General features: G+C 46.7%; 13 protein-coding genes. 5 read left to right on the top strand and 8 right to left on the bottom strand.

All coding sequences use genetic code 11. The features are described from left to right. Window positions 1–226: 226 nt before the first annotated feature. From rplM to erpA, 4 genes are all read left to right on the top strand, one after another. A complete protein-coding gene (gene rplM / locus Pas1_RS08390; protein ID WP_112205386.1) occupies window positions 227–655 on the top strand; it encodes a 50S ribosomal protein L13 in 429 nt (142 codons plus the stop codon). Window positions 656–664: 9 nt separating this feature from the next. After that, window positions 665–1,066 (top strand): 30S ribosomal protein S9, encoded by a 402-nt coding sequence (gene rpsI / locus Pas1_RS08385; protein ID WP_062310144.1) that lies wholly within the window; start codon window positions 665–667, stop codon window positions 1,064–1,066. Window positions 1,067–1,186: 120 nt separating this feature from the next. Continuing rightward, window positions 1,187–2,245 (top strand): N-acetyl-gamma-glutamyl-phosphate reductase, encoded by a 1,059-nt coding sequence (argC, locus tag Pas1_RS08380; protein ID WP_112205384.1) that lies wholly within the window; start codon window positions 1,187–1,189, stop codon window positions 2,243–2,245. Window positions 2,246–2,314: 69 nt separating this feature from the next. After that, complete coding sequence (gene erpA, locus Pas1_RS08375) at window positions 2,315–2,689, top strand: iron-sulfur cluster insertion protein ErpA (protein WP_112205382.1); 375 nt, start codon at window positions 2,315–2,317, stop codon at window positions 2,687–2,689. Window positions 2,690–2,701: 12 nt separating this feature from the next. Here erpA and Pas1_RS08370 read toward each other — a convergent pair whose 3' ends face one another. Continuing rightward, window positions 2,702–3,805 carry an anhydro-N-acetylmuramic acid kinase gene (locus Pas1_RS08370; RefSeq protein ID WP_112295010.1) on the bottom strand — a complete coding sequence of 368 codons (1,104 nt, stop codon included), beginning with the start codon at window positions 3,803–3,805 and terminating at the stop codon, window positions 2,702–2,704. A 90-nt stretch (window positions 3,806–3,895) separates the two neighbouring features. Here Pas1_RS08370 and tyrS point away from each other — a divergent pair, with 90 nt between their 5' ends. Continuing rightward, complete coding sequence (tyrS, locus tag Pas1_RS08365) at window positions 3,896–5,128, top strand: tyrosine--tRNA ligase (RefSeq protein WP_112295009.1); 1,233 nt, start codon at window positions 3,896–3,898, stop codon at window positions 5,126–5,128. Between the two features lie 2 nt (window positions 5,129–5,130). Here tyrS and ruvB read toward each other — a convergent pair whose 3' ends face one another. The 7 genes from ruvB to Pas1_RS08330 form a co-directional block, all read right to left on the bottom strand. Further along, window positions 5,131–6,210, bottom strand: coding sequence for a Holliday junction branch migration DNA helicase RuvB (gene ruvB, locus Pas1_RS08360; protein WP_112208553.1), 1,080 nt, complete (start codon window positions 6,208–6,210; stop codon window positions 5,131–5,133). A gap of 35 nt (window positions 6,211–6,245) precedes the next feature. Further along, on the bottom strand, window positions 6,246–6,827 hold the full coding sequence (gene ruvA / locus Pas1_RS08355; protein WP_112205373.1) for a Holliday junction branch migration protein RuvA: 582 nt from the start codon (window positions 6,825–6,827) through the stop codon (window positions 6,246–6,248). Window positions 6,828–6,845: 18 nt separating this feature from the next. Next, window positions 6,846–7,373: a crossover junction endodeoxyribonuclease RuvC gene (gene ruvC / locus Pas1_RS08350; RefSeq protein ID WP_112205371.1), complete on the bottom strand. Its 528-nt coding sequence runs from the start codon at window positions 7,371–7,373 to the stop codon at window positions 6,846–6,848. A gap of 15 nt (window positions 7,374–7,388) precedes the next feature. Then, a complete protein-coding gene (purH, locus tag Pas1_RS08345) occupies window positions 7,389–8,972 on the bottom strand; it encodes a bifunctional phosphoribosylaminoimidazolecarboxamide formyltransferase/IMP cyclohydrolase (RefSeq protein ID WP_112295008.1) in 1,584 nt (527 codons plus the stop codon). 21 nt (window positions 8,973–8,993) lie between these two features. Continuing rightward, window positions 8,994–9,233 carry a helix-turn-helix domain-containing protein gene (locus tag Pas1_RS08340; RefSeq protein ID WP_112205367.1) on the bottom strand — a complete coding sequence of 80 codons (240 nt, stop codon included), beginning with the start codon at window positions 9,231–9,233 and terminating at the stop codon, window positions 8,994–8,996. A gap of 15 nt (window positions 9,234–9,248) precedes the next feature. Next, on the bottom strand, window positions 9,249–10,265 hold the full coding sequence (gene dusB, locus Pas1_RS08335; RefSeq protein ID WP_112205365.1) for a tRNA dihydrouridine synthase DusB: 1,017 nt from the start codon (window positions 10,263–10,265) through the stop codon (window positions 9,249–9,251). Between the two features lie 136 nt (window positions 10,266–10,401). After that, a complete protein-coding gene (locus Pas1_RS08330) occupies window positions 10,402–11,559 on the bottom strand; it encodes an FAD-dependent monooxygenase (RefSeq protein WP_112295007.1) in 1,158 nt (385 codons plus the stop codon). Window positions 11,560–11,566: the final 7 nt, after the last annotated feature.

Genomic DNA, 11,566 nt, shown 5'->3' with positions numbered 1-11,566 from the left:
TTGCCTCCCAGTGTCTCCTCCACCCAAACATCGGTGGATTCCAGCCCAGGACTCGTTCCTGGGCTTTTTTTGGGTTACAATTCAAGGCTTTACTGAATTACCGACTTGTCAGCGGTAATTGTTTTACCGATTGAATTTCTGAATCTGCGAGCCTGCAAACATAAGCAGGGCCAAAGTGGACGTAGTTTGATTGGAGTATTTTTTGACAATAACAATTTGAGAAATCATGAAAACTTTTTCCGCAAAATCCCATGAGGTAACGCGTGAATGGTTCGTGATTGACGCTACGGACAAAGTCCTCGGTCGTGTCGCCAGTGAAGTGGCACACCGTCTACGCGGCAAGCACAAGCCTGAATTCACTCCACACGTTGATACTGGCGACTTTATTGTCGTAATCAACTCATCCAAGCTGCGTGTCACTGGCACCAAGGGCTTGAACAAACTCTATCACCGTCACAGCGGATACCCAGGCGGTATCAGTACGACCAACTTCGACAAGATGCAAGACCGTTTTCCTGGTCGCGCCTTAGAGAAGGCTGTGAAAGGTATGTTGCCAAAAGGCCCACTCGGCTATGCCATGATCAAGAAATTAAAAGTCTATGGCGACGCTAATCATCCGCACACGGCTCAACAGCCCAAAGCGTTAGAGATTTAAGGAACCCAAATGGCTATTAATTACGGAAATTGGAATTACGGTACAGGTCGTCGCAAGAGCTCTGTAGCCCGTGTATTTATTAAATCGGGTAAAGGTGAGATTACTGTTAACGGTAAACCTATCGATGCCTATTTCGCACGCGAGACATCGCGCATGATCGCTCGTCAGCCTTTAGCTCTGACTGCCCACTTAACAACCTTTGATATCAAAGTGAACGTTACTGGTGGCGGTGAGACTGGCCAAGCTGGCGCAGTTCGTCACGGTGTTACTCGTGCTTTGATCGACTATGACAATGCTTTGAAGCCTACCCTGTCTAAAGCAGGTTTGGTAACTCGCGATGCTCGTGAAGTTGAGCGTAAGAAGGTTGGTCTGCACGGCGCGCGTCGTCGTAAGCAGTTCAGCAAGCGCTAATTTCTTTCAGTCGCTATGTTTTGATGAAAGGGTCGCGCAAGCGGCCCTTTTTGTTTCTAAAATAAAGGTAATTGTCAGATTCACGCGGTAAGCTATAGCTTATTGAAATTGGAGAACAGCATGATCAAGGTTGGTATCGTAGGTGGAACTGGATATACCGGAGTGGAATTACTTCGTTTATTGACACAGCATCCTGAAGTCAAAATTCAGGCGATTACTTCGCGTACTGAAGCAGGTATGTCTGTGGCAGATATGTTCCCCTCCTTACGTGGTCGAGTGGATTTGAAATTCACTACGCCTGAGGATGCCAAGCTAACTGAGTGTGATGCTGTATTTTTTGCTACACCGCATGGTGTTGCGATGTCGCAAGCAAAGGAGCTATTAGCAGCAGGCGTCAAGGTTTTGGATTTGGCCGCTGATTTTCGTTTGAAAGATATTGCCGAGTTTCAAAAATGGTATGGCATGGAGCATAGCTGTCCCGATATCTTGGCAGAAGCAGTGTATGGCTTACCAGAAATTAATCGGGATGCAATTCAGAAAGCACGGGTAGTTGGGCTGGCAGGTTGCTATCCAACCTCTGTGCAATTAGGTCTCGCGCCATTGCTTTCTCCAAAAGCAACTGGTGGTAAGCAGCTAATTGATGGTGAACATATTATTTCGGATTCCAAGTCTGGCACTTCAGGTGCGGGACGTAAAGCCGAGATCGGCACCTTGATGGCTGAGGCGAGCGATAACTTTAAGGCTTATGGTGTTAAAGGCCATCGCCACTTACCTGAGATTGTTCAAGGACTCAAAGCAATTGCTGGGCATGAGCAGATTGGCCTGACATTTGTGCCGCATCTCACGCCGATGATTAGAGGGATTCATTCGACTTTGTATGTGCGTTTAACCGAGGCAGGTAAAGCGGTCGATTACCAAAAGCTATACGAGAATTTCTATAAAGACGAGCCCTTTGTTGATGTGATGCCAGCCGGAAGTCACCCAGAGACTCGCTCGGTTAGAGGAAGTAATGGCCTTCGAATTGCGATTCATCGGCCTGGGAATGGCGATACTTTGGTCATTTTGGTGGTTGAGGACAACCTGGTTAAAGGTGCCTCCGGACAGGGTGTACAGTGTTTGAATCTGATGTTTGGCTTGCCCGAAACCATGGGCTTGACCCAGATTGCCTTATTGCCCTAAAGACCTTTCCAGCAGACTGGGGATTTAAAGCCTAAAATGAATTATTGCCTTTCGAATTAGGAGTTCATCATGACTGAAGTTGCTACCCAAGTTGCACAAGATCTTGCAGAGCCACCAACACCATTGGTGTTTACGGATAGCGCTGCCGCAAAAGTGGCTGATCTGATTGCTGAAGAGGGAAATCCTAGCCTCAAGTTAAGGGTATTTGTTCAAGGTGGCGGTTGCTCTGGATTTCAGTATGGTTTTACCTTCGATGATGCTGTCAATGAAGACGATACTGAGTTTCAGAAGAATGGTGTAACGCTTCTTGTCGATTCAATGAGTTTCCAATATTTAGTTGGTGCAGAAATTGATTACAAAGAAGATATTCATGGATCACAGTTTGTGATTAAGAATCCTAACGCAACTACTACATGTGGTTGCGGTTCTTCTTTCTCAGCCTAAACCCACTAGTAATTAGGCTGGATAACAAGCGCCCAAGATTCTTAGTCCTTTAGCACCCGTTACGGCCGGCAGATTTGCTGGCCGTTTTTCTTTATGAGCCCAAGCTAGCCAAGCAAAGGCAAGGGCCTCTACTAGTTGTGCATCTACTCCAACAAAGTCACTAGAAATAATTTCTAACTGAGGGGCTTTTGTTCTCATTAAGTTCATCAGCGCTATATTTTTTGCTCCACCCCCACAAACAATTAACTTTTGGGTTTGAGGGGCATGCAGCATCACCGCTTCTAAGGTAGACAGTACAGTCAAGTGAAGCAGGCTCATTTGGACATCCACTGCTTCGATAACTTCTTGGGTAATATGCTTTTCAAGCCACGCTAAATGGAAATCATCACGCCCCGTACTTTTTGGAGGGGCTTTCTTAAAAAACGGATCTGACAACATTCTTGCGAGTAGCTCCTCATGCAACCGACCTTGTGTCGCCCAAGCCCCATCTTTGTCAAAAGACTTTTGCTGATGGTGCTCTATCCAAGCATCCATCAACATATTGCCAGGACCACAATCAAATCCTTTTACTTCACCTGTTTTAGGTAAGAGGGTGAGATTGGCAATGCCACCAAGGTTGAGAATCGCAACATCTACATCAGATTGAAACTGCTGAGCATGAAAGGCTGGTACGAGAGGTGCGCCATGTCCTCCGGCAGCAAGATCACGACTCCGAAAATCAGCCACCACATCAATGCCTGTGATTTCTGCTAGAAGAGCGGGATTAAGAGTTTGGTGGGTATAGCCAAATTGGGGTTGATGGCGAATGGTCTGACCATGGGCTCCAATTGCGGTGATATCGGAAGCTTTTTTTCTAGCATGATTGAGCAAAGCCTTCACAAGTCCACCATAGGCCTGGGCAAGTGCGTTAGCAGCCTCGTTTTCTCGGTGAATTTCATCTGGGCCACTGCTTTGCAGATCAAAGAGGGCTTTGCGAAGACCTTCTGAGAAGGGTGCGCTTTGGGCGGCTTCTATTGCCGCCTCACCATCAGACCCAATGCTTGCAAGAACGGCATCGATCCCATCTAGGCTGGTGCCAGACATGATGCCAATAAAGAGAGGGCGGGGCTGATTCATGTGGTCTGTAGGCTTTATGCTGAGGAATGCGACAATTATGCTTTAGTAAATATCAGCTCTAATTTAACCGACTTAATTTATAGATTCACCATGACGGCTAAACCCGAACCACAATACCCCCTAACGCCAGAAGTCATGGCTGCCCTTGAAGTCACTAAACGGGGCTGCGATGAGCTTTTGGTGGAAGCGGATTGGTTAAAAAAGCTAGCTCGTAGTCAGGCTACAGGACTTCCTCTCCGAATTAAGCTGGGTCTCGATCCTACTGCCCCCGATATTCATCTGGGGCATACCGTAGTGTTAAATAAATTACGGCAGATGCAAGATCTAGGCCATACCGTGATTTTCTTGATCGGTGATTTCACGAGCATGATTGGTGATCCATCAGGTCGTAATGCGACCCGTCCGCCTTTGACTCCCGAAGAAATTAAAGTCAACGCAGAAACTTACTATCGCCAAGCTAGCTTGGTGCTCGATCCTAAAAAAACAGAAGTACGCTACAACAGCGAGTGGTGCGATCCATTGGGTGCGCGCGGCATGATTCAGCTGGCGGCAAAATATACGGTCGCCCAAATGTTAGAGCGCGATGATTTTACGAAACGTTACCGTGTCGGTATACCTATTTCCGTTCATGAATTTTTATACCCCTTAATGCAAGGTTATGACTCCGTTGCCTTGAAAAGTGATTTAGAGCTTGGCGGGACGGATCAAAAGTTCAATCTCTTAGTGGGTCGTGAACTCCAGAGGGAATACGGACAAGAGCCGCAATGTATTCTGACCATGCCACTATTGGTGGGTTTAGATGGTATAGAAAAAATGAGCAAGTCCAAGGGCAACTACATTGGTATTAGTGAGCCTGCTAGTGAGATGTTCGGCAAACTCATGAGTATCTCGGATGATTTAATGTGGGATTACTTTACTTTGCTTTCTTTCCGCCCTATGGCAGAAATTGATCTGATGAAACAAGAAGTCGCTGCAGGCCGCAATCCACGCGATTGCAAGGTGCTGCTGGGACAAGAAATCGTGACGCGTTTTCATTCAGAGGCAGCTGCAGAAAAAGCTTTAGAAGGCTTTAATCATCGCGCTAAGGGCGGCATTCCTGATGATATTCCCGAGATCACTTTATCGGGTTCCCCCATGGGTGTTGCTAACTTCTTAAAAGCTGCAGGCCTTGTACCATCGACCTCTGAGGCCAACCGCAATATCGAGCAAAGCGGAGTACGCATTGATGGTTCTGTGATTAGTGACAAAGCACTAAAGCTTGAGGCAGGAAAGTATCTAGTTCAGGTTGGCAAGCGGCGCTTTGCCAAAGTGACGCTAAGCTAGTTTTAATCTAGCAAGTCTAGATTGGCTGAGCGACTTGGAGGCGTTAAGCCAAAATGCTCGTAGGCTTGGCGTGTAGCTACTCTGCCACGCGAAGTTCTTTGAAGATATCCTTGTTGAATGAGATAGGGTTCTAAGACATCTTCAATCGTATCCCGCTCCTCCCCAATCGCTGCAGCAAGATTATCAATTCCAACAGGACCACCATCAAACTTGTGCAAGATGGCCTCGAGTAATTTGCGATCCATTAAATCAAAGCCGCTAGGGTCTACATCCAGCATTTTCAGAGCGGCATCAGCAATCGCTTTTGTGATTACTCCCGTTCCCTTCACTTCGGCATAGTCACGGACACGGCGGAGCAAGCGATTAGCAATACGAGGTGTGCCACGCGCACGTTTTGCAATTTCAATCGAGCCTGCAGGATCAATTTTGGCCTTGAGAAGATTGGCTGAGCGCTCGATGATCTTAGTTAATTCTTCTGTAGAGTAAAACTCTAGTCTGGCAACAATACCAAAGCGGTCGCGCAGTGGATTGGTGAGCATGCCTGCGCGTGTAGTTGCCCCAATCAGGGTAAATGGCTTGAGATCAATCTTTACACTCCGCGCTGCAGGGCCTTCACCAATCATGATGTCCAGACTGTAATCTTCAAGAGCTGGATAGAGAATCTCCTCCACTACGGGGGATAGGCGATGAATCTCATCAATGAATAAGACATCATTGGTTTCTAAATTGGTGAGAAGTGCCGCTAGATCACCTGGGCGGTCTAATACAGGCCCGCTAGTTTGGCGCAGGTTAACACCTAGCTCTCTGGCGATGATGTGGGCTAAGGTTGTTTTGCCAAGACCAGGAGGGCCAAATAGTAGAACGTGATCAAGCGCCTCTTGACGGGCGCGTGTTGCGCTAATAAAGATCTCTAGCTGGGCACGCGCTTTAGTTTGGCCGACATACTCATCTAACTGCTTAGGGCGCAGGGCTTTTTCAAAAACTGCCTCGGCATTGCCGGCTGCTGCACTAATAATGCGGTCGGCAGCATTTTCAGGTAAATCGTCTGGAATGGAGCTGAGGTCGTCGGTATGAATAGCCATAAGCTTAGTTTAGTGGGTTTAGCTAAACCGCTTGATTAGGTTTTAGAGAGATATTTGAGACCCAGACGAATGCCATCAGAGACATTACTGTCTGATGGGATCTGTGTGATTGCCAAAAGCGCTTCTTTTTCAGAATAGCCCAATGCCAATAAGGCTTGCAAAATTTCACTACTGGCTTCTCTCGCTTGAGGTTTACCTGCTACCAAACCTAAATCAGGGGCAAGCTTACCTTTCAGTTCAAGCAAAAGACGCTCAGCTGTTTTTTTGCCGATACCAGGCACTTGAGTTAGGCGGGCTGATTCTTGGAGAGCGATTGCTTGGGCTAATTCATTCACACTCATCCCAGATAGCACAGCTAGAGCAGTACGCGAACCTACCCCACTAATTTTGATGAGGGCTCTAAATGCTTCACGCTCAGTCTCAGTCCCAAAACCGAAGAGTTGTTGCGCATCTTCTCTCACTTGAAAATGAGTGAGTAAAGTAATTTTTTGATTCACTTCGGGTAGTTGATACAAGGTACTCATTGGCACATCAATTTCGTAACCAACGCCTTGGCAATCTACCAGTAGGCGAGGCGGGTGAACTGAGACGAGGGTTCCTTGAATACGACCAATCATATGAAGATCTTAACCTGTTTAAGCTTTTGACTTCGAGGGTTTCTTGGCTGCAAGTGCAGCCGTGATTGCCTTTGGCATCTGAGCATGATGTGCTGCGCAAATAGCCACACCCAATGCATCAGAGGCGTCAGAGCCGGGTGCACGACTGAGTCGAAGTAAACGCTTCACCATTTCTTGGACCTGGGGCTTAGCAGCACGTCCTGTACCAACGATGGCTTGCTTCACTCTCAGGGCGCTGTACTCAGCTACAGGGAGTTTTTTCGAGACGAGGGCAGCGATGACGGCGCCACGTGCTTGACCTAGCATCAGTGTTGAGCGTGGATTGACATTTAAAAAGACTTCTTCAATTGCAGCAGATTCTGGATGATAGGTCTCTAATACTTCGATTAACCCAGCATATAAAGAACCCAAGCGTTCAGGTAGACCTTTGGCAGGGTCTCCGCTTTCAATCGTGCCCGAGGCAATATAAGTCAATTTTTGCCCAATTACATCAATCACGCCAAAGCCGGTCGTCCGTAAACCAGGATCGATTCCTATCCAGCGCATTGTGTTATCTCTTGCTCAATGGCGGAAGTGGCGTGTGCCAGTGAAGATCATGGCGATGCCATGTTCGTTTGCCGCTGCGATGATTTCCTCGTCACGCATACTGCCACCCGGCTGAATAGCACAACTTGCACCAGCGCTGACTACGACATCTAAACCATCGCGGAAGGGGAAGAAAGCATCACTCGCAACAGCGGATCCTTTGAGGCTCAGTCCTGCATTTTCAGCTTTGATGCTTGCCATTCTGGCAGAGTCAACGCGACTCATCTGGCCAGCGCCAATACCAAGGGTCATACCGTCCGCGCAATACACAATCGCATTTGATTTGACAAACTTGGCAACGCGCCAAGCAAACATCATGTCATTGAGTTCTTTTGGAGTGGGCTGTCTTTGACTAACTACTTGGATCTCATTTTGTAAAACATTCTTCGCATCAGGAGACTGCACTAATAAGCCACCCCCTACCCGTTTGAAATCAAAGGTATTAAATGCATTACCGAGGGAAATTTCTAGTAAACGTACATTTTGCTTTGCTGCAAAGATGGCTAAGGCTTCTTTGCTGAAGCTGGGAGCAATCAAGACCTCTACAAATTGCTTGGAGATGGCTTCTGCTGCAGTACCATCGCAAGGCACATTCAAGGCAATGATTCCGCCAAATGCAGAACTTGGATCGGTCTTAAAGGCTTTTTGATAAGCCTCCAGAGCAGAGCTAGCAACTGCAACGCCACAAGGATTGGCGTGTTTGATGATGACGCAGGCGGGAGTGTTATTGCCGTTACTAGTAGAGAAGCTCTTCACGCATTCCCAGGCAGCATCTGCGTCCGCAATGTTGTTATAGGAAAGCTCTTTACCTTGTAATTGGCGATAGTTTGCTAGAGCTCCATCTACTGTTTGGAGATCTTTGTAGAACGCAGCAGATTGATGTGGATTCTCACCATAGCGCATCTCTTGGACCTTCTCAAACGCTATGTGAAGGGTCTCTGGGTATGGAGAACGTTGCTGATGGTTCAAGTCATCGCCTAAGGAAGATAGGTAGTTTGCAATTGCACCATCGTATTGGGCGGTATGAGCAAACACTTTCTTGGCCAAGGCTAAATTGGTTTTATAAGAAACATTATTTTGATTCGACTTCATCTCTGAGAGTACTGCTGCGTAGTCGTCTGGTGAGATTAATACAGTGACGTCTTGATGATTTTTCGCCGCAGCCCGCAGCATTGCTGGGCCGCCAATATCAATATTCTCAACTGCTTCTTCAAAAGAGCATTCCGCTTTTGCTACTGTTTGATTGAAGGGGTAAAGATTAATTACGAGCATATCAATCGTGCCAATGTCGTGCTCCCTTAAAGCGGCCATATGCTCTTTTGAGTCTCTGCGCGCTAACAGTCCTCCGTGCACCATAGGGTGGAGAGTTTTGACGCGACCATCGAGCATTTCTGGGAAATGGGTTAAAGCAGAGACCTCGGTGACTGGCAAACCATTTTCAGCAAGTAACTTGGCCGTTCCTCCTGTAGAAATGAGTTGGACGCCAAGAGCATGAAGTGCTTTAGCAAAGTCGACGATGCCGTGTTTATCTGAAACAGAAAGGAGTGCAGTATGAATCATGTGTTTTATTTAGAGAGATGATTATTTAATGAGTTTGTGCTCAACTAGCTTTTTATGCAAAGTATTGCGATTAATACCGAGATATTGTGCAGCTAGAGATTGATTATCTTTTGCATGACGCATGACAATCTCGAGCATGGGCTTTTCAACTACCTCCAAGACCATTTGATAAACGTCAGATGGGGCTGTGCCTTTGAGATCATCAAGGTAATGCTGAAGGTGGGTTTGAACGCATTCAGTAATAGGGTGTTTATTAGTCATGAATCAATTACAAATTTAAGCAGCTTCTAAAAAAAGGAGACGATCAGAGTGGGATTTCATTTCATCAAAAAAATCATTGACCATTTGTAACTGAGTCTTGCAATCATCGGCGGTATTCATTCTCTGTCTAAAGTGATGAGAATTGCGTAAACCTTTGCAATACCAGCCAATATGCTTTCGTGCAGTGCGAAGACCAGTGTATTCGCCATAAAAAGCGTAATGATCGAGTAAGTGTTCGTTCATAATATTTTGAATCTCGTCAATCTCGGGTGTTGGCAAAGTGTCGCCAGTAGCAAGATAATGTGCAATCTCTCTAAAAATCCAAGGGCGACCTTGAGCAGCACGACCAATCATGATGGCATCGGCACCAGTTAGTTTTAAAACTTGAGCGGCTTTTTCTGGAGTGGTGATATCACCATTGGCTACCACCGGAATTCGTACGCTACTTTTCACAGCTTGAATCGTTTCGTATTCAGCGGCGCCGTGATACAAATCCGCGCGTGTACGCCCATGAACTGTCAACATCGAAATACCAGATTGTTCCGCCAGTTTTGCAACGGCCAACGCATTTTTATTTTCACGATCCCAGCCTGTCCGAATTTTCAGGGTGACTGGAACTGCATTAGGGCCAATACCAACAGCCTGAACAACGGCTTCAATAATTTGTTGGACTAAAGGCTCGTCTCGTAATAAGGCAGAACCAGCGGCAACATTACAGACTTTCTTCGCTGGGCAGCCCATATTAATGTCAATGATTTGTGCGCCATTGTCCACATTGAGTTTGGCAGCATCAGCCATCATGGCTGGGTCTGCGCCTGCAATCTGGACTGCGATTGGCTTAAATTCACCTTGATGATTTGCACGACGCTGGGTCTTTTCACTTTTCCATAAGAGCGCATTCGAGGCGATCATTTCAGATACGGCATAGCCAGCACCTAGTTTTTTACAAAGCTGACGAAAAGGGCGATCTGTTACGCCAGCCATTGGGGCAACGAAGAGCTGATTAGCAAGTTGATATGGACCAATTTTCATTTATTTGAAAGGGGCTAAAAAGATATTCGTGCTGACGGGAAAGGGTGTTACTTTAGCACAAGAGCCTCTAAATTTGCCTAAATTTTAGGCAAATTTGTCCTCTTTTTGAATGACAGCGAGATTGCTTTTAAGGCCTCTAGCGTCGCCCAAACATCATTTGACGGGCTAAGGCTGTTTTGATCGGCGGAAGCCATTGTAGGGCCGATAAAGCCAAGCCTCGGGCAAACACAACTGGGATTAAGTTGGAGGTAAAGACTCTAGCCATCATGTCGGTCAGACCAATAGTCGTCTTGCGATCAATTTGTCGACTTTGAGCGTATTCAGAAAGCGCTTTCTCAATTCCTGTTGTTGTTATAGCGGTTGCAGTCCTAGCAAATACGCTACTGAGTTTTTCTGAAAGAAGATAAGCGTCTCGTAGACCTAAGTTCAAACCCTGACCAGCGACAGGGTGCAGTGTTTGTGCTGCATTGCCGATCCAAACAGCATTACCTTGATGAATCTCTTTGCGGTAATTGAGGCCTAAATCATAAAATCGGCGATCTTGGATTTTGAGAAAGCGCCCAATCCGTGTACCAAATTCATTTTGTAGTGCAGACAAAAATTCAACATCACTCAAAGCAAGTCGAATCTGGGTTGACTCCGGAGAGCCACACCAAACCAGATTCAAAATATTTGTACCAAAGTGACTTGGAAGAACTGCTAAAGGACCTTCCGCAGTGAATCGCTCCCACGCCATATGTGGAACAGCTGCCTCTACCTCTACCAAGCCCACTAAGGCTGCTTGACCATAGTCTCGACCAGATTCAACCCAATCTTGGGTTTTGAATAAGCCACCTTCGGCATGAACTATACATTGGGCATCAATATCAAGAGGGGCGCTATTGGCATCAATGTGTTGCCAAATAAAGTGAGGACTATTTTTTTGCAAGTTGCGAAGCGCATTGCGTAATGCCAGATGAATATCGCGGTAGCGAACAATATGACCAAGTGCATCTTGTTTAAGTTCTTCTCGCGTCATCAGAGCGCGACCAAAGCGTCCAGCTTGAGACACATGTACTTGATGAATGGGTGCGCTCTCGTTAGGCCAAGCACCAATCGTATCGAGGAGAAGTTTGCTGCCGTGAGAGAGTGCGATACCTCGAGTATCAGAAGAGCCCAGAGCGCTATCTTCAACGGGGTTACGATCAATTAGAGTGAGTTGGATATTTGGATATTTTTGTAGAGTCCAGGCGGCACAGGCCAGTCCAACAGGGCCACCACCTAAAACCAGAATATCGCCAGAAGGACTTGTCATTGGGCTG

Origin of the sequence: Polynucleobacter paneuropaeus (assembly GCF_003261235.1) — a bacterium.
GTDB classification, from domain to species: domain Bacteria; phylum Pseudomonadota; class Gammaproteobacteria; order Burkholderiales; family Burkholderiaceae; genus Polynucleobacter; species Polynucleobacter paneuropaeus.
Note: the sequence above shows the minus strand (reverse complement) of the source record. Positions and strands in the feature narration are given on the sequence as shown.